16 protein-coding genes are annotated in these 17,628 nt (G+C 59.0%); 13 read left to right on the top strand and 3 right to left on the bottom strand.

The features are described 5' to 3' along the window. Positions 1–47: 47 nt before the first annotated feature. The 10 genes from ES815_RS06165 (at position 48) to cobT (ending at position 9,038) form a co-directional block, all read left to right on the top strand. Positions 48–1,001 (top strand): ABC transporter permease, encoded by a 954-nt coding sequence (locus tag ES815_RS06165; RefSeq protein WP_142487080.1) that lies wholly within the window; start codon positions 48–50, stop codon positions 999–1,001. A 6-nt stretch (positions 1,002–1,007) separates the two neighbouring features. Then, positions 1,008–1,853, top strand: a complete 846-nt coding sequence (locus tag ES815_RS06160) for an ABC transporter permease (protein ID WP_142487079.1) — start codon at positions 1,008–1,010, stop codon at positions 1,851–1,853. Beyond that, the gene (locus tag ES815_RS06155) at positions 1,846–2,823 is read left to right on the top strand and encodes an ABC transporter ATP-binding protein (RefSeq protein WP_142487078.1); all 978 of its coding nucleotides are present in this window, start codon (positions 1,846–1,848) and stop codon (positions 2,821–2,823) included. The genes ES815_RS06160 and ES815_RS06155 overlap by 8 nt, the downstream gene beginning before the upstream one ends. After that, entirely contained in the window at positions 2,820–3,797 is a 978-nt protein-coding gene (locus ES815_RS06150; RefSeq protein ID WP_142487077.1) for an ABC transporter ATP-binding protein, read from the top strand. Before ES815_RS06155 ends, ES815_RS06150 begins: the two co-directional genes overlap by 4 nt. 174 nt (positions 3,798–3,971) lie before the next feature. Continuing rightward, positions 3,972–4,523 (top strand): peroxiredoxin, encoded by a 552-nt coding sequence (locus ES815_RS06145; protein ID WP_142487076.1) that lies wholly within the window; start codon positions 3,972–3,974, stop codon positions 4,521–4,523. 31 nt (positions 4,524–4,554) lie between these two features. Beyond that, complete coding sequence (locus tag ES815_RS06140; RefSeq protein WP_142487075.1) at positions 4,555–6,078, top strand: cobyric acid synthase; 1,524 nt, start codon at positions 4,555–4,557, stop codon at positions 6,076–6,078. After that, positions 6,075–6,620 (top strand): bifunctional adenosylcobinamide kinase/adenosylcobinamide-phosphate guanylyltransferase, encoded by a 546-nt coding sequence (cobU, locus tag ES815_RS06135; protein ID WP_142487074.1) that lies wholly within the window; start codon positions 6,075–6,077, stop codon positions 6,618–6,620. Before ES815_RS06140 ends, cobU begins: the two co-directional genes overlap by 4 nt. Next, a complete protein-coding gene (cobS, locus tag ES815_RS06130) occupies positions 6,617–7,375 on the top strand; it encodes an adenosylcobinamide-GDP ribazoletransferase (RefSeq protein WP_142487073.1) in 759 nt (252 codons plus the stop codon). The genes cobU and cobS overlap by 4 nt, the downstream gene beginning before the upstream one ends. Before the next feature lie 2 nt (positions 7,376–7,377). Beyond that, a complete protein-coding gene (gene cobC / locus ES815_RS06125) occupies positions 7,378–7,977 on the top strand; it encodes an alpha-ribazole phosphatase (protein WP_185902390.1) in 600 nt (199 codons plus the stop codon). 11 nt (positions 7,978–7,988) lie between these two features. Then, a complete protein-coding gene (gene cobT / locus ES815_RS06120; protein WP_142487072.1) occupies positions 7,989–9,038 on the top strand; it encodes a nicotinate-nucleotide--dimethylbenzimidazole phosphoribosyltransferase in 1,050 nt (349 codons plus the stop codon). Here cobT and ES815_RS06115 read toward each other — a convergent pair. Both ES815_RS06115 and ES815_RS06110 read right to left on the bottom strand, forming a co-directional pair. Continuing rightward, the gene (locus tag ES815_RS06115; RefSeq protein ID WP_142487071.1) at positions 9,022–9,639 is read right to left on the bottom strand and encodes a DUF2238 domain-containing protein; all 618 of its coding nucleotides are present in this window, start codon (positions 9,637–9,639) and stop codon (positions 9,022–9,024) included. The genes cobT and ES815_RS06115 overlap by 17 nt on opposite strands. Positions 9,640–9,758: 119 nt before the next feature. Next, on the bottom strand, positions 9,759–12,737 hold the full coding sequence (locus ES815_RS06110) for an autotransporter outer membrane beta-barrel domain-containing protein (RefSeq protein ID WP_142487070.1): 2,979 nt from the start codon (positions 12,735–12,737) through the stop codon (positions 9,759–9,761). Between the two features lie 374 nt (positions 12,738–13,111). On the opposite strand from ES815_RS06110, the gene ES815_RS06105 reads away from it, so the two are divergent. Further along, positions 13,112–13,765 carry an alpha/beta hydrolase gene (locus tag ES815_RS06105; RefSeq protein ID WP_312845907.1) on the top strand — a complete coding sequence of 218 codons (654 nt, stop codon included), beginning with the start codon at positions 13,112–13,114 and terminating at the stop codon, positions 13,763–13,765. Between the two features lie 35 nt (positions 13,766–13,800). Beyond that, a complete protein-coding gene (locus ES815_RS06100) occupies positions 13,801–14,520 on the top strand; it encodes a GntR family transcriptional regulator (RefSeq protein WP_142487068.1) in 720 nt (239 codons plus the stop codon). Here ES815_RS06100 and ES815_RS06095 read toward each other — a convergent pair. Then, on the bottom strand, positions 14,508–15,707 hold the full coding sequence (locus ES815_RS06095; protein ID WP_142487067.1) for an enolase C-terminal domain-like protein: 1,200 nt from the start codon (positions 15,705–15,707) through the stop codon (positions 14,508–14,510). The two genes, ES815_RS06100 and ES815_RS06095, sit on opposite strands and share 13 nt — an antisense overlap. A gap of 274 nt (positions 15,708–15,981) precedes the next feature. Here ES815_RS06095 and ES815_RS06090 point away from each other — a divergent pair, with 274 nt between their 5' ends. Beyond that, positions 15,982–17,355, top strand: a complete 1,374-nt coding sequence (locus ES815_RS06090; RefSeq protein ID WP_142487066.1) for a PTS transporter subunit EIIC — start codon at positions 15,982–15,984, stop codon at positions 17,353–17,355. Positions 17,356–17,628 lie beyond the last annotated feature (273 nt).

The following is a 17,628-nucleotide window of genomic DNA, read 5'->3' as shown; positions in this document are numbered from 1 at the left end:
GGTCAATCGATCGGGGCGTTGTGTTGGGTAAGTCGTAAGGGCATGTCGTGAACACACTACTGATGCGTCGGCTGCTGCAACTGGTGCCGATGCTGTTCTTTATCTCGCTGGTGGCGTTTTTGCTGGTCAAACTCGCCCCGGGCGATCCGGTGGCGGCGTACATCACCCCGCGGATGGCGCCAGAGGATATCGAGCGTATTCGCCAGAGTCTGGGGCTGGATAAGCCGCTGGTGACGCAATATTTTCTGTGGCTGAAAAACATTCTGCAGGGGGATCTGGGCTATTCGCTGATCTATCACCGCCCGGTGCTGGCGATGATTGCCGAGCGCATTCCGGCCACCCTTGGGCTGATGGGGGCCTCGCTGCTGATGGCGATTATCCTCGCCATTCCGCTGGGGCTGTTGGCCGGGGCGTTTAAGCACCGCTGGCTGGATCATGTCCTGAACCTGTTCGCCTATATTGGCATCTCGGTGCCGATCTTCTGGTTTGGCATTCTGCTGATCACCGTCTTTGCCGTGCAGCTCAACTGGTTCCCCAGCATGGGGATGCGCACCATCGGCATGGAAGATAACTGGCTGGACGTGGTGCGCCACGGCGTGCTGCCGTGCATTGCGCTTACCTTCTATAACCTCTCCAGCTACGTGCGCTACATCCGCTCTAATACCATTTCGCAGCTTTCGGCAGACTACGTGCAGACCCAGCTGGCCTATGGAGCCACCCGTTCCAGCATCCTGTTCCGCCATGTGCTGAAAAACGTGCTGCTGCCGGTGATCACCCTATTTGGCCTGTCGTTTGGCGAGCTGGTTGTCGGAGCCTATGTCACCGAGAGCGTCTTCTCCTGGCCGGGGATGGGGCTGCTGGGGATCCAGTCGATCACCTCCCTCGACTACCCGCTGATTATGGCGATCATCATGCTCTCGTCGCTGATGCTGATCGTCGGCAACCTGATCGCCGATCTGTTATATCGCTTCGCCGATCCCCGCATACGTACCCTGAGGTAATCCCGGATGAGCAGACGCTGGCAACAGGTTCGTCACCAGCTGCGCCGCAATCGTCCGGCGCAGTTCTCGCTTTTTGTACTCTTTATCTTTATCGCCGCCGCACTGTGCGCCGGGCTGAGCCCGTACGATCCGGATCGGATGTCGCTGGGTGCGCGCACCCTGCCGCCGGATGGTGCCCACTGGTTCGGCACCGACGAGTACGGACGCGACTACTTTACCCGCGCCCTGTACGGCGGGCAGATCTCGCTGATGGTCGGCTGTCTGGCGATGGTCTTTTCGACGCTAATCGGCACGATAGTCGGCACGGTAAGCGGCTACTTCGGCGGCTGGCTGGATAACCTGATGATGCGCGCGGTCGACATCCTGATGGCGATCCCGGCCTTCTTCCTGCTGCTGGTACTGAATGCGTACCTGAAGCCCGGCGTGGACAACATCATCATGATCATCAGCCTGCTGACGTGGATGAACATGTCCCGGCTGGTGCGTGCCGAAACGCTGTCCGTTAAAGAGCGCGAGTATGTGCTCTATGCCCGCGCCTCCGGGGAACATCCGCTGCGGATTATCCTGCGCCATATCATCCCCGGCGTGCTGCCGACCATTATCGTCGCCGCCACCCTGAATATCGCCTCGGCCATTCTGATGGAATCCACCCTCAGCTTCCTCGGCCTCGGGGTGCAGGCGCCTGCCGCCTCCTGGGGCAGCATGCTCAATAACGCCCAGTCGTATATCGGCGAGGCCTCCTGGCTGGCGATGTTCCCCGGCATTCTGATTCTGCTGACGGTGTTCAGTTTTAACGTATTAGGCGACGTGTTCCGCACCGCCTTTGAGCCGGGAGCGAACCGCGATGAATAACTTACTTGAACTCGACAACCTGCAAACCACCTTCCGCACCCGCGATGGCGATGTCCACGCGGTGCGCGGGGTGAGCTTTCACGTTCAGCCGGGCGAGCTGGTGGGTATTGTCGGGGAGTCCGGCTGCGGCAAGAGCGTGACCTGCAAATCCATTATCCAGCTGCTGGGCAGCAACGGGCGCATCACCGGGGGGCAGATCCGTTTCGACAATGACGATCTGGCGCAGAAAACCCCGGAGCAGATGCGCGCCATTCGCGGGAACCAGATCGCGATGATTTTTCAGGATCCGATGACCGCCCTGAACCCGGTGCTGACCATCGGCAAACAGATGGCCGAGATCCTGATGCGTAACAAAGGCCTGAACAAAAAAGCGGCCCGCGCGGCGAGCATCGCCATGCTGGAGCAGGTGGGCATTGCCGAAGCGGAGCGCCGTTACGACCAGTACCCGCACGAGTTCAGCGGCGGGATGCGTCAGCGGGTGATGATTGCCATCGCGCTCTCCTGCGATCCCAAACTGCTGATCGCCGATGAACCCACTACCGCGCTGGACGTCACCATTCAGGCGCAGATCCTGCGGCTGTTAAAAAGCTTACAGCAGAAAACCCACACCGCCATCCTGCTGATCACCCACGATCTTGGTGTCGTCGCTCAGGTATGCAGTCGGGTGGTGGTAATGTACGGCGGGCTGGTGATGGAGGAGGGCAGCGTGGAGGATATCTTTTACCGTCCGGCACACCCTTACACCCAGGGGCTGCTGGCGTCCCTACCGCACCCGGAACAGACCAGCCATCGTCTGTCGCCCATCGAAGGATCGCCCCCGGGCCTGCTCAATCCGCCCCCGGGCTGTCCGTTTGCCGAACGCTGTCCGCAGCGGATGCCGCAGTGCGAGCGTCAGCCCGCGTTTTACAGCCCCGAACCGGGGCACCGCGCGGCCTGCTGGCTGCTGGCCGATAAGGAGGTTCAGGCATGAGCGAACAACATTCCCCGCTAGTCAGCGTGCGGGACCTGTATAAGCACTTCACTCTCAACGGCGGCCTGCTGCGCAAAGGGGTGGTGGTGAAAGCGGTGGACGGCGTCAGCTTTAATATCCGCCAGGGGGAGACCTTTGGCCTGGTGGGCGAATCCGGCTGCGGCAAATCGACCCTCGGGCGCGCCATTCTGCGGCTGTTTGATATCACCTCCGGCGAGATTGATTTTGCCGGGCAGGCGATCGCCCAGGCCAGCGAAAAGCAGCTCAAGCCGCTGCGTAAGCGGATGCAGGCCATTTTCCAGGATCCTTATTCGTCGCTGAATCCCGGGATGACCGTCCAGCAGCTGGTGGCGGAGCCGATGCAGATCCACGGCTACAGCCGCGAGGAGCAGCGGGAGCGAACCGAAACCCTGCTCTACAAGGTGGGGCTCAAGCAGGAACATCTTCAGCGCTTCCCGCACGAGTTCAGCGGCGGCCAGCGCCAGCGGATCAGCATTGCCCGGGCGCTGTCGGTGCGCCCGGAGTTTGTCCTGTGCGATGAGCCGCTGTCGGCGCTGGATGTTTCGGTGCAGGCGCAGGTGGTGAACATCCTTCAGGATCTGCAGCAGGAGCTGGGGCTGACCTATCTGTTTATCGCCCACGATCTGTCGATGGTGCGCCATATTTCGACGCGCATCGGGGTGATGTACCTCGGCAAGCTGGTGGAGGTAGCGCCCGCCGATACCCTGTATCAGCATCCGGCGCACCCCTATACCCGGGCCCTGTTAGCCTCGGTGCCGCAGCCCGATCCACGGATCCGCAATCTGGAGCAGGCCACCTTGCGCGGGGAGATCCCCGGCCCGACCTCCGTGCTGCCGGGCTGTAAGTTTTGCAGCCGCTGCCCGCACGTGATGCCGGTCTGCCGACGCGAAGCGCCCGCGATGCAGGAGATTGCTCCCGGCCACTTTGCGGCCTGTTGGTTGTTTAAGGTTTAAGGGTGATGTGCCAACATCCGCCGGGTGGCGGCTTCGCCTTACCCGGCCTACAAAACCCTTAACCCGGTGCAAAATCGTAGGCCCGTGCAAGCGCAGCGCCGCCGGGCAACGGCAACCGCGTAAACCGTTTCGGACTATCCTTCAGAGAACCCCTTCATTCTGCCGGAGTTGACCATGAAACCCTTCTCGATCCTGTCCGCCGCCGTCGTCCTTTCCCTCTCTCTCTTTACCACCCACGTTGAGGCTGCCCTCGAGGCAGGCAGCCATGCGCCCAACTTCACGCTGCAGGGCGCGCTGGCGGGAAAACCTCTGACCTTCTCCCTGCAACAGGCGCTGCAAAAAGGGCTGGTGGTGCTCTACTTCTTCCCGGCAGCGTTCAGCAAGGGTTGCAACATCGAAGCCAACGCCTTTGCCGAAGCGACCGACGAATTTAACAGGCTCGGTGCCAGCGTGGTGGGCGTCACCGCCGGGAATGTCGAACAGGTGGATGAGTTTTCCAGAAAAGAGTGCCGCGATAAATTCACCGTTGCCGCCGATCCCGGGGCGAAGGTCGCCAGGCAGTACCAGACGCTGATGCAGCTGAACGGCAAAACCCTCTCCGAACGCACGTCGTTTGTCATTGCGCCCGATGGTAAAATCCTGCTGAGCTATACCGACCGTAGCCCCGAAGCGCATATCCAGAAAACGATGGCAGCCGTTAAGCAGTACGCCGATTCGCATTCGTAGCGCCGTGGGGGTGTCATAAACAGGAGAGGGCATGACCCAGGCAATAATGCTGCAGGGAACCGCGTCCGATGTGGGAAAAAGCGTGCTGGCCGCCGGCCTGTGCCGCATTTTTTATCAGGACGGCTGGCGCACCGCGCCGTTTAAATCACAGAACATGGCGCTCAACTCCGGCATCACGCCAGACGGTAAAGAGATGGGCCGGGCGCAAATCATGCAGGCCGAAGCGGCCGGGATTGTGCCGGATGTGCGGATGAATCCGGTCCTGCTCAAACCCTCCGCGGGCGGTCAGGCTCAGGTGGTGCTGATGGGCGAGGTGGCAAGCAGTATGGATGCGGCCCGCTATCACGACTTCAAGCCGCGCCTGCGGGAGCAGATCGCCGGGGTGTATCAGAGCCTGGCGCAGGAGCATCAGATCCTGGTCCTGGAGGGGGCGGGTAGCCCGGCGGAGATCAACCTGCGCGATCGCGATATCGCCAATATGGGGATGGCGGAGATCGCCCGGTGTCCGGTGATCCTGGTGGCCGATATCGATCGGGGTGGAGTGTTTGCCGCCATCTACGGCACCCTGGCGCTGTTGCAGGAGCACGAGCGCTGGCGGGTCAAAGGCGTGATCATCAACAAGTTTCGCGGCGATGTGGTGCTGCTCTACTCCGGGTTACAGCAGATTGAGTCCTTAACCGGCGTACCGGTGCTGGGGGTGATGCCGTGGCTGGATCTCGATCTGGAGGAGGAGGATGGCGTGGCGCTCCAGCGGGGCAATACGCGCCATCGTCAGGCGCGCGAGATCGACATTGCCGTGGTGCACCTGCCGCATATCGCCAACTTCACCGATTTTAACGCCCTGTCGGCGCAGCCGGACGTACGCGTGCGCTACGTCAGCCAGCCGCAGGAGCTGGACGAGGCCGACCTGCTGATCCTGCCGGGCAGCAAAAACACCCTTCACGATCTGAACTGGCTGCGCGACAGCGCGATGGCGCATGCCCTGCTGAAGCGACACCGGGACGGCGTGCCGCTGCTCGGGATCTGCGGCGGGTATCAGATGCTGGGCGACACCCTGATTGATGAGGTGGAATCCGGCCTCGGGCGGATGCCCGGTCTGGGGCTGCTCGATACCGTAACGCAGTTTGCCCGTCACAAAACTACCACCCAGGTCAGCGCCCGGATGGCGGCGTCGCTGCCCGGCTGGCTGGCCCCTCTCGCCGGAATGGCGGTGCGCGGGTACGAGATCCACATGGGGCAAACCGCGCGGGCCGACGGGGCGCAGCCGGCGCTGTGGCTGGAAAAAGAGAATGCGCAGGTTGCCGACGGGGCGGTGAGTGACGACGGGCTGGTGTGGGGCACCTATCTGCACGGTCTGTTCGACAGCGATGCCTTTACCCGCGCGCTGGTGGACAGCCTGCGGGCACGTAAAGGGTTACTTCCTCTCGAAACCGCGCCAGAATACGCCAGCTATAAAGACCAGCAGTTTGACCAGCTGGCGCAGGCGATGCGCCAGCACGTTGATATCGCCAGAATCTATCAGATCATGCGTGAGCATCAGGAGTGCAAGGAATGATTGTCGTGACCGGAGGGGCGCGCAGCGGTAAGAGCGCCCACGTTGAGGGGCTGGTCGCCCGCCACTATTCGCAGGTTTTATATATCGCCACCTCCACCGTCACCGACGAGGAGATGGCGGCGCGTATCGCCCGGCATCGCGCCCAGCGGCCCGCCCACTGGCGCACCCTGGAGCGTTATCGCGATCTGGGGGCCGCTATCCACCAGCAGGTTCAACCCGGCGAAGCGGTGGTGATCGAGTGCATCACCACGATGCTGGCGAACCTGCTGTACGACGCCTCGGGCGGGGCCGATCCCGACACCCTGGACTTTGCGGCGCTGGAGTCTGGATTGCAGCAGCATATCGACGATCTGATTGCCGCCTGCCTGGCGACCCGCGCCCCGGTGTACATCGTTACCAATGAGCTGGGGATGAGCATCACCCCGGAAAACCGTCTGGCGCGGCATTTTGTCGATATTGCCGGACGGGCAAATCAGAAACTGGCCCAGGCGGCAGAAGAGGTCTGGCTGGTGGTCTCAGGGATTGGAGTCAAAATTAAATGAGCTTAGCGATGTTGTGGGCGACGCTGCGCCTGATGTCACGCATTCCGGTACCGGAAAAATGGGCCGACGGGGTGGAGTTCCGCCAATTGGCCCGCGGGGTGCCGTGGTTTGTGCTGGTTGGCGCGACGATCGGCGCGCTGGCCGGGCTGCTGGCGCTGGTGGTGAGCCAGACCGGCGGCGGGATCTATATTGCCGCCGCCGCTTACGTGCTGGCGCTGGTGCTGCTCACCGGCGGTTTTCATCTGGACGGACTTGCCGACACCTGCGACGGCATCTTCTCGGCCCGCAGCCGGGAGCGGATGCTGGAGATCATGAAGGACAGCCGGCTGGGCACCTTTGGCGGCCTGGCGCTGGTGTTTGCCATTCTGCTGAAAGTCTTCGCCGTGATTGGCCTGGCGCATCTTCCCGCCAAAGAGTGGTTCATGCTGTTGGTGTGCGCCCCCATCGCCGGACGCGCCGCGCTGGTGCTGGGGATGTACGGCCAGCGCTACGCCCGCGAAGGCGAAGGGATGGGCAGCCTTTATATCGGCCAGGTGAGCTTCCGTAATGCGGCGCTGACCCTGCTGGGCGGGGCAATAGCTGTGGGGCTGATCGGCGGGCTGCACGGGCTGGCGGCGATGCTGGTCACTTACGTCGTGATTTATGGTCTGGTGCACTATCTCCGCCGTCGTCTCGGCGGGCAGACCGGGGATACCCTGGGGGCGCTGGCCGAAACCGCAGAGATCGTCTTTCTGCTGGCATTAATGTGGGTCTGAACATGCGATTTTTTCTGGTTCGTCACGGACAAACCGCGGCCAACGCCAGCGGCCTGTTCTACGGCAGCACCGACGTGCCCCTGACGCCGCTGGGGATTGAGCAAAGCACGCGGGTGGGCGCTTTACTGGCGGAGGTGTCGTTCAGCGAGGCGATATCCAGCCAGCTGCAGCGCGCGCAGCAGACCGCGGAATTGATCGTCCCGGTGACCGGGAGCGATCCGCGGCTCAACGAGATGGATTTTGGCCGCTGGGAGATGCGGCATTTCAGCCATATTGCCGAAGAGGAACCCGAAGCCTGGCAGAGCTGGCTGGATGACTGGCAAAACGCCACCCCCAGCGGCGGCGAGCCCTTCCCGCACTTTGCCGGGCGGGTGAAGGCCGTGGCGGATGAGTTAACCCAGCGCCAGGAGCCGGGCGACATGCTGATCGTGGCGCACCAGGGCGTACTTAGCCTGCTGCTGGCCCACTGGTTAAAAATGCCGACTGACTCCCTGTGGCACTTCCCCTTCCGGCAGGATGCTTACACGATGGTAGAAAATCGCGGCGGATTTATGCTGCTACGCGCCTTTAACGACCGGAGTCCTTTCCGGGAAGAAGAATGAGAACAATACCGATGCAGACAATACAGGACCTGCTGGCCGCTATTGCGCCGCTGGATAAGAACAAACAGGCGCAGGCGGCACAGCATATCGATGGTCTGGTGAAACCGCTCAACAGCCTGGGACGGCTGGAAACCCTGGCTATCCAGCTGGCGGGGATGCGGGGCTTAACCCGGCTCGACGATCTGCAAAAAGAGATCGTTGTGATGTGCGCCGATCACGGCGTCTACGAGGAGGGGGTCGCCATCAGCCCGCAGCAGGTAACGTATCTGCAGGCGCTGAATATGTTGAAAGGCACCTCCGGCGTCTGCGTGCTGGCGAAAAACAGTGGCGCGACTGTGCTGCCGGTAGATATCGGCATCGACTGCGAGCCGATCGAGACGATGCTGAGCCTGAAGGTGGGGCGTGGCAGCGGTAACATCGCCCGCGGCCCGGCGATGAGTCGTGATGACGCCGAACAGCTGCTGCTGCGCAGCGCCCGGCTGGTGCAACAGCGTGCCGCAGAGGGGATCGCGGTGTTTGGCACCGGCGAGCTGGGTATCGCCAACACCACGCCGGCCTCGGCGATTATCAGCGTGCTCAGCGGCTGCGATCCGCAAGAGGTGGTGGGGATTGGCGCTAACCTGCCGGCGGATCGGATCCAGCATAAAGAGGTGATTGTCCGTCAGGCGATTGCGGTCAATCAGCCCGATCCCGGCGATGCCATCGATGTACTGGCGAAAGTGGGTGGCTACGATCTGGTGGGGATGACCGGGGTCATTCTCGGCGCGGGAGCGTGCGGGCTGCCGGTGGTGCTGGACGGCTTTCTCTCCTATGCCGCGGCGATGGCCGCCTGCCAGCTTGCGCCTGAGGTGAAAAACTACTGCATCCCATCGCATTGCTCGGCGGAAAAAGGGTCCCTACGGGCGTTAGACCACCTTGGCTTGACCCCTTATTTGTACCTGGATCTGCGCCTGGGCGAGGGGAGCGGGGCAGCGCTGGCGATGTCGATCGTCAGCGCCGCCGGAGCGATGTATTGCCAGATGGGGGTACTGGCTGAGGGCGGGATCAGCCTGAAAGCGTAACCTGCCGCTGATGCCATCGTCCGAGGAGCAGTACCGTGGTGAGCGCGCCGAGCAGGGCGCAGAACATATCGGACTGCGTATCCCAGGGATCGCCCTGGGTGCCGAGGAAATCATCCGCGCCCTGGCCCATCGCCAGCGCCGCCCACCACTCGATCAGCTCGTAGGTGGCGCTGATCGCCAGCGCAATACAGCACACCAGAAAGGCCGTCATCTTGCGGCCAGTGACGTAGCCGCCGCGCACCAGGATCTCCCGGGCCGCCAGCGCGGGCACCAGCCCCTGGAAAAAGTGCCCCAGCTTGTCGTACGGGTTGCGGCTCAGGTGGAACATCTCCTGAACGTCAAAGCCGATGGGGACTTTGGCGTAGGTATACATCCCGCCCACCATCAGGATGATGGCATGCCAGAAGATCAGCGTGTAGAGCAGGGGAGTCAGCGGATAGCGCCGTTGGGTGGCGAGCAGCAGCGGCACGATGATGATGACCGGCGTCACCTCCATCAGCCAGGTGGTTCGGTCCGCGGTATAGAGACCGGTATAAATCAGGATCAGCAGTAAAAGCAGCGCGCCGACCTTTAATCCAGAGGAGAGTGCAGTTTGCGTCATGTGAGTTAACTGTTGAGTAAAAACAGACACTATCGACCGACGCGGCGAAAAATACAATGTCTGGCAGCTGAGCATAAAAAAACGGGGCCATTCGTGGCCCCGTTGATCGTTCATAACAATCAGAACGACTTGCGTAAACGCAGACTGAAGGTGTGCGCCTGGTAGCGGTCGCCGGCCTGCAGATCGTAACGCGCGTCGAGGCTCAGATCGTTGGCGTCATACAGGGTGGTGCCCACTGCTACGCCCGCCATATTTTCCACCGGAGAGGCCCCTTTGGTGATAAAGCTGGTTTCACCGATAGCATCGGCGGCGTAGGTCGCATGGCTGCTGACCTGACGGTTATCGTACTGGTGGATCCAGGAGACCTGGGCGAACGGCGTCAGGTTACCCAGGCCGGTGGCGAAGGTCTTCCCGATGCGGGCACCGATATCGCTCACCACAGACTGCGCGTGGGTGCTGCTGACATCCAGCGCCATGCCGTTGCCGCCGGTTTCGCTGTAACCATCCACATGCTGATAGCCGTAGGTCAGGCCCGCCAGCGGGGTCAGGACCACGTCAGCCGGCAGGGCAATTGGATAGCCAAGCTCGCTTTGCAGGGTGATGGACTGACCGTTGAACTTGCCGTGAGCAGCGCCGGAGAAGCCGGTGAAATCAGCGCGACGCACGGAGCTGTAGTTCTGACGGTTCAGACCTGCGGAGAGGTTCAGGTACCACGGATTGCCGGTGTAACCCGCGTAAGCAATTACCCCATAGTTATCGGCGGTAGAGTTGTTGCCGCTCAGGTTGTCTTTACCGTGCACGGAGGTGTTGCTGTAGTTCAGGGCTGCGCCCAGACGCCAGTCGTCACCCAGCGCGCGGTCGGCACCGATGATCAGGCCGCCAAACTTCGCGGTGTAGCCGCTGACGTTGTCGGTGCTGTCCTGGCGAGCGTAACCGCCGAACGGCTGACCCCAGACGATCCAGTTGTTGGCGTAGTCATCACCGGTTGCCACGCCGCTGGCGCCGGAGGCCTGCGGGTTACGTACGGCATCGATGTGAGCACCCACTACGGCCTGAGCAGTAGAGGTCGCAACGGTGGCTGCGGAGCTGGTGTTCAGGTTCTGGCTGGTAGAAAGACGCTCCCCGACGCGGTTCGCTTCCTGTTTATCTTCAATCGCCAGGGAGGCGTTGTACAGATTCAGCAGCTGTGGGGAGGCGATACCGGAGTAGTTCGCCAGCCCGCCGAGTGCCGCCGTGGCGCTCGGAATAGTGGCATAACCCCGTTTGGTCGGCTGAGCAGGTGCAGGTTCCGCTGGCGCAGGCTGCGTCGGCGGCGTTGGCACCGTGACGACCGGGGCAGTGACGTCGGGCTCTGTCACGACCGGCGGGGTGACTTCGGGTGTTGGCTCTGGCTGAGGCTCTACCGGCTCGATGATGACCGGCTCTGCACCCAGGGTTAACACCAGGGCCTTGCTTTCATCCAGTTCAGCGACGCTGCCGTTGACCGTACCGCGATAGCCGAGGGCTTTGTAATTCAGCCGATCGGCGTGGTAATCGGTCTCTGCGCCTGCGGCATTGATGACCACATAACGCTGGCCTTCGGCGAACTGGTAAGTATTGCCGGTGCGCAGCAGATTAACGCTGGAACCCGCATCGATAATAGCATTGCCGGTGACGTTGAGGCGGCCATAGCCGGTATCGGCCAGCAGATCGCCGCGAGCATCCGCCAGATCGGAGACACCGGAAATCAGCGTCGCGGCGGCTTTCTGGTGGTAATCGCCGGCGATGTTGATGCTGTTGTTTACCTGCAGGGAAGCCGCTTCGTTCACCACGGTGCCGTTTGATACAGGCTGCTCATCGCTCATCTGGAGTGACATCAGGCCGAATTCAGGCGTGCTGGTAACGATATTATCGTTCAGCAGCAGCGAGCCGGTGCCGAATATCACGTCGGAACCCTTAATGGTCCCTGTCGCGCCCTCGAGGCCGGTCAGCGTGCCCATGGTGGTGGTGCCACCGTTAATGTTTAATGTTGTCGCGTTTAAGGCGTAAATCTCACCAGCAATAACGCCACTGTTGGTCAGGGTCACGCCATCGCTGCTATTGCTACCGACCAGCAGCGCATAATAGCCGCCCGTTAACAGGCCATTGTTAACAATCTGCGTCGTTGCGCTCTGGTTGTAGTAGTTCCAGATATAGATCCCGCTCGAGTTGCCTGACAGCTCACCGTTGTTGATGATTGAACCAAGGGCGCCGTTGCTATAGATAGCGGTAAAATTGCCGGTGATTTGGCCGTTATTTTCAATGGTGTCGATAGTGCCATAGGTATTAATACCGGCGAAGCTGCCATTAATTTTATTATCATTGACGATGGAATTAATGGTGCTCTGGTTATATATCCCGGAACTGCCGTAATTATCGGTCGCACCACCGTCAATCGTACCGGTGTTGTGCAACGTGCCAATCGTACCGTTATTAAAAATGGCGCTGTTTTGGCCGCTGTTGACGTTATTTTCGGCTGGGGTGAAGGAGATCACACCCGCATTGGCTAAGGTATCAATGGTTCCCTGGTTACTGATGGCGCGGGAACCAGAGATCTTACCTTCTGCGGTATTGATTAAGGTATTAATGGTCCCGGCATTGTCTATCGTGCCATTGTTATAAGAATTGAAGTCGTAGTTATTGTTGTAAGTATTCTGAACGCCCTTCATGGTGCCGCTGTTGGTGAGGGTGTTAATCACCCCCGATGCGCTTACCGCAACCACTTTGCCATTCTGGTACTGATTGAGGCTGGAAATGGTTCCGTTATTGTTAAGCTCACCCACGGTTCCATCAATCTGCACAACACTGCTGCTCAAAAATAATGGAACACTGACAACGTCGCTGATGGTGCCGTCATTGGTAAGCGTTGTGACAGTCACTCCCGAATTAACGGTTAAGGCCGAATCCGGGGCGCCCGTTACGCTCCCCGTCTGGGTGATATGCACTAACTCTTTTGCGTCAGCGATCTGAACGCTGCTTGCCGGTGTGTCGATAATTAATTCATGAGATGTGGCGTAGGCCTGCGCGGTCGTTGATGCCACCAGCAGAGAGATCAGCTGGCTAAGACGTTTCTTTTCCATGGTGTACCATCATAAAGTTGCGATGTTTGTGCAAAATGCAATTGTGATTTCTTCGGATTAATCCGATATCTTCGGGCGCAGAATATACAATTTGTTGCCGAAAACAATAAGCACTGCTTAATTATTTCCGGTTGAATTCATTCCACATATTTGGTCATGTTGATAATTTGAGTTAAGGCTGGTGCGGTATGAGGATATATCCTCACATTTTGCAGGGAACGATATTGATTAGTTTATCTTTATTATTGTCAGGGTGTATTACCGCCGAGCCGCTCAGTGCTGCGCATAAAATAGCCAATGAAAGTGGTCTGATCAGTGAGAAATTTGACACAGATCCATTCCCTGTTGTTACCTGGCACCGGATTACGCCACCAGTGCAATCCCTGCGGGTCTATATCGAAGGAGATGGCTTTGCCTGGAAGAGCCGCACAACGCCCTCTGATAATCCGACGCCGCGTCATCCGATCGGCCTGATGCTGGCCGCGGCGGACAGTCAGGCAAATGTGTTTTATCTTGCCCGGCCCTGCCAGTTCATCGGGCCGCCGCTGCCGGCTAACTGCCGCGTAAATATCTGGACGCAGGAGCGCTTCTCGCCTGCGGTAATAGATGCGATGAACGAGGCGCTCAACCAGATGGTCCTGCGCTATCCGGGCGTGCAGCTCGATATGGTTGGCTACTCCGGGGGCGGCAATATCGCCGCCCTGCTGGCGGAACGCCGGGATGATGTGCGCTCCCTGCGCACGGTAGCAGGCAATCTCGACGTGGCGTATGTTAATGCCCTGCATCGTGTCACCCCGATGCCCGCAGCCGAGAGCGCCATCGATCGTGCTCTCGCGCTTCGCGCCCTGCCGCAGATCCACTACAGCGGCGAAGCCGATACCACCGTGCCACCCGCCGTCGCCCGACGTTTTCAACAGGCGGTGGGGGGAAGATGTGTGCAAACGGAGGTAGTCAGCGGGATGAAGCATGGTTCGGACTGGGCAGCCATCTGGCCGCGACTGCTGGCGCAAGGTTTGCCGGACTGCTGATGTGTGATCAACGTTGAATGACTTCAGGACGAACAATGAAAAAGAAAGAGTTTGTGACCCAGGATCTGCTGAGCAAAATCTATCAGGACACCACGGCGGGGCCACGTAAACTCCCCCCTGAACGGCAGCTGGCCGAAGAGTATGGCGTCTCGCGTTTCACCATCCGCCAGGCGCTGGAAAAACTGGTCAGTATTGGCGTGGTGCGGATCGTGCAGGGATCGGGGATCTGGATCAACGAGCACGCGCGCAATAATCCACTGATCTACAACTCGATCACGGAAAAGCGATTCGATCAGATGCGCTACCGGATGATCAGCCTGCATAAGACGAGGCCAGATCGTGCGGCGCAGCAGATCTTTGGCATCGATGAAGAGAGTTTTATCTGGCACTTTTGCCGCCTGCGCTACGTCGATGACCAGCCCGTACAGCTGGAAGTGTCCAGCATGCCGGCCGCCGATTTTCCCGATCTCAATCAGCAGGCGATTGAGCGTTCCATTCAGCAGTACGTATTAAATAAAGGGATGAACATTTCCCATATGTTGACCACCTACCGGGCGGTCAGCGTCAGCCGCGAGCAGGCGGTGATCCTGGGCTGCAAAAAAGGCAGCCCGGCAATGCATATTAATAATCGCGGGATACTGGAGGGGGGCCGGGTATTTGAGGTAAGCGATATTATCGATATCAACTACACCTGCACCTGGGTCAGCCCCTATAACCGCGATAATTTCGCCTGGCGACAAAATCAGGGCGTATGAAGGGTGCCGTCCGGCAGGCGGCTTTGCGTCCACTCGTGCGGGCGATAGACCACCGGATACGCCAGGGCCAGCTCTTCATTAAAGCCGGTGCCGATGCCGGGCGCTGTCGGCGGATAGACAAACCCGTCCTTCACCTCAGGCGCGCCAGGGAAGACGCTGTCGGTGGACCTGGAACGCGGAATAAATTCCTGAATAGCCGCATTATGCAGGTGAATGTTCAGGTGCGTATTCACCGCCACGCCGATGGGCGTCATATCGCCGGGGCCATGCCAGGCGAGGCGCACGCCAAAGGCCTGACACAGATGCGCCAGCTTCAGTGCCGGGGTGATGCCGCCGATCTGCGAGATGTGGCAGCGAATAAAGTCGATACGGCGATTGACGATCAGGTCGTGCCATTCAGCCGGATTATTGAAGAGTTCGCCCATCGCCAGCGGCACACAGCTCTGCTGGCGAACCTGTTCCAGCCAGGCGCTCTGCTGTGGCGGCAGGATATCCTCGATAAAATAGGGCTGATAAGGCTCAAGCTGTTTTGCCAGCTGCACTGCCTGCTGCGGGAATAAACGCTCGTGAACATCGTGTAAGAAATGGAGCTTCCGGCCATATTTTTCGCGCAGGGCGCGGAACATCTCCACGGTATTTGCCATGTACTCATGCTGATCGAACCAGGCACCCGGCGTCGGGTTCTCCGGGGCATGCAGCGCCGATGGCGTGCCGCCATAAAAACCGAGCTGACAGCGGATATGGCGATAGCCTTGCGCTACAAGTTTATCAACGGAGGCAAAGAGTTCCTCCAGCGTCTCGCCGCTGGCGTGGCTGTAAGCCGGGATCGCATCGCGGGATTTTCCGCCCAGCAGCTGATACAGCGGCATGCCGGCCAGTTGCCCTTTAATATCCCACAGGGCCATATCCACGCCGGAGATCGCGTTGTTCATCGCCGGACCGTTACGCCAGTAGGCGTTCACGTTCATCATTTGCCACAGATCTTCGATGTTATTGGCATCCCGGCCAATCAGCAGCGGTTTGAGATACTCATCCACCAGAGTTTTAACCGCCAGCGGGCGCTGCTGAAAGGTGGCACAGCCGTGTCCGACGGGGCCATGCTCCGTGGTAACGCGAACGGTGACCAGATTATGACGGTCCGGACGGGTAATAAAACACTCGATATTTTTGATAATCACAGGCGTCACGGGAAACTCCTTTGCGGCTCTGTGGAAATATGGAATGGGAATATCATCGCCCTAAAAATGTTTGCCGGTAAACCGTTTTTTTATTATTTATTTTGGTCAGTTATTTGATTCTATTTTAATTAAAAACCATACCAATTTTGGATTGATGGCGGTTTTATGGCTCTTTACATGGTTAAATGTGAGCGATATCAACTTTTATTGGTTTGTTTTGCCTGGTTGGTTTATCTATTCTCGTGGCATCAATAAAACAACAACCATACCGGCAGGAGTCTTTATGGGGACGCAAGAAGCCATCAACAATATTATTCGTCTGGTCGGCGGCCAGGGGAATATTAATAAAGTCTGGCACTGTATGACGCGGCTACGGTTTGATCTCATCGACGATAATAAAGTCGACCAGACCGCGATCAAAAATCTGCCGGGGGTGCTGGGCGCGCAGTTGCAGAGCGATCAGTTTCAGGTGATCATTGGGCCGAAGGTGAACAGCTGGTACGAGCAAATGCTTAATGTGCTCGGTCAGGGAGCTGATACAGCGCCGACGGCGACAAAGGGGCGTAAAAGCCTGGTTTCCCTCTTTATGGATACCGTCTCGGGGGTGTTTGGTCCGATTGTCCCGGCCATTGCCGGTGCCGGGATGATAAAAGGCTTGCTGGCCGGGCTGATCGCGCTGAAGGTGGTGTCGGCGAAAAGCGATACCGTCATGGTTATCGACCTGATTGCCAGCGGCGTCTTCTATTTCCTGCCGTTCTTCCTCGCCGTGTCGGCGGCGAAGATCTTCAAGACCAATGAGTATCTTGCCGCGGCGGTTGCCGCCTGTCTGATGTATCCCTCCTTAATAGAAGCAGCGAAAGCGCTGGCGACGCATCAGGAAGGGGCGGTCAGCGTCCTCTGGTTAATGAATGCGATCCCGGTATCCGTCTTTAACTATGCCTCGAGCGTCATTCCGGTGATCTTCTCAGTGCTGGCATTGAGCTATATCCATCGCTGGGTAGACAGCATCATGCCGGATGTATTGAAAACCGTGTTCACGCCGACGCTTACTCTCTTTATAGGCGCTTTGGCGGCGCTGGTGGTGATCGGTCCGATTGGCATCTGGCTGGGTAAAGGACTCGCCTTCTTTATAGAAGGGCTGTTTGGCGTGTCGGCCAGCTTCGCCGGACTTATCGTCGGGGCCATCCGTCCGGTGGCGATCCTGACCGGTATGCATCACGCGATGACGCCGATTGCCCTGCAGAACTTTAGTGACCGCGGCTACGACATGCTGATGCCGATGATGTTTATGGCCAATATGGCAATTGCCGGGGCGACATTCGCTATCTGGCGTCTGAGCCGGGATCGTCAGGAGAAGACCGTTACGCTGTCGGCGGCCATCTCTGCGCTGCTGGGGATTACCGAACCGGCACTCTTTGGTGTCCTGACGCGCTACAAGAAGGCCTTTATTGCCGCCACGGTGGCCAGCTCGCTGGCATCAGCCTTTATTGCCTTCTTCGGCGTGCGTCTTTATGGCTACATTCTGTCGAGCATCTTCAGTTTGCCTGCTTATATAGGTCCGTACTTTGTCTTTGCATTGGCAGGCGTGGCGATATCTTTGGTTCTCTCCTTTATGTTAACCACCATTCTGGTGAAGAAAGAGCAGGCCGCAGCGTGATTCAGAACCCGTTTTAGCGTATGTGTCGCAGGGAATATCAGCGCGTTTGTGGATAACTCTGTGGGCAAATGCGTATAAGGCGGGGTTTTGCTGGGGAATGCAGCAGTCAGTCATTTTTCTGTCATTTAAGGGTTGCGGCCCCGGGAGAACTCCCTATAATGCGCCTCCATCGACACGGAACAACGGCAAACAAGCCGCCGGGTCAGCAGAGAAAAGCGTGAAATTATCGCTTGACTCTGGAAGAGGAAAGCGTAATATACGCCACCTCGCAAC

Source organism: Leclercia adecarboxylata, assembly GCF_006874705.1.
GTDB classification, from domain to species: domain Bacteria; phylum Pseudomonadota; class Gammaproteobacteria; order Enterobacterales; family Enterobacteriaceae; genus Enterobacter; species Enterobacter adecarboxylatus_C.
This window is presented reverse-complemented; position numbering and strand designations above follow the sequence as displayed.

Excerpts from the sequence above, each read along its gene's own strand:
- ES815_RS06160 (WP_142487079.1), top strand. The coding sequence starts at position 1,008 with ATGAGCAGACGCTGGCAACAGGTTCGTCACCAGCTGCGCCGCAATCGT.
- ES815_RS06155 (WP_142487078.1), top strand. The coding sequence starts at position 1,846 with ATGAATAACTTACTTGAACTCGACAACCTGCAAACCACCTTCCGCACC.
- ES815_RS06150 (WP_142487077.1), top strand. The coding sequence starts at position 2,820 with ATGAGCGAACAACATTCCCCGCTAGTCAGCGTGCGGGACCTGTATAAG.
- ES815_RS06145 (WP_142487076.1), top strand. The coding sequence starts at position 3,972 with ATGAAACCCTTCTCGATCCTGTCCGCCGCCGTCGTCCTTTCCCTCTCT.
- ES815_RS06140 (WP_142487075.1), top strand. The coding sequence starts at position 4,555 with ATGACCCAGGCAATAATGCTGCAGGGAACCGCGTCCGATGTGGGAAAA.
- cobU (WP_142487074.1), top strand. The coding sequence starts at position 6,075 with ATGATTGTCGTGACCGGAGGGGCGCGCAGCGGTAAGAGCGCCCACGTT.
- cobS (WP_142487073.1), top strand. The coding sequence starts at position 6,617 with ATGAGCTTAGCGATGTTGTGGGCGACGCTGCGCCTGATGTCACGCATT.
- cobC (WP_185902390.1), top strand. The coding sequence starts at position 7,378 with ATGCGATTTTTTCTGGTTCGTCACGGACAAACCGCGGCCAACGCCAGC.
- cobT (WP_142487072.1), top strand. The coding sequence starts at position 7,989 with ATGCAGACAATACAGGACCTGCTGGCCGCTATTGCGCCGCTGGATAAG.
- ES815_RS06115 (WP_142487071.1), bottom strand. The coding sequence starts at position 9,639 with ATGACGCAAACTGCACTCTCCTCTGGATTAAAGGTCGGCGCGCTGCTT.
- ES815_RS06110 (WP_142487070.1), bottom strand. The coding sequence starts at position 12,737 with ATGGAAAAGAAACGTCTTAGCCAGCTGATCTCTCTGCTGGTGGCATCA.
- ES815_RS06100 (WP_142487068.1), top strand. The coding sequence starts at position 13,801 with ATGAAAAAGAAAGAGTTTGTGACCCAGGATCTGCTGAGCAAAATCTAT.
- ES815_RS06090 (WP_142487066.1), top strand. The coding sequence starts at position 15,982 with ATGGGGACGCAAGAAGCCATCAACAATATTATTCGTCTGGTCGGCGGC.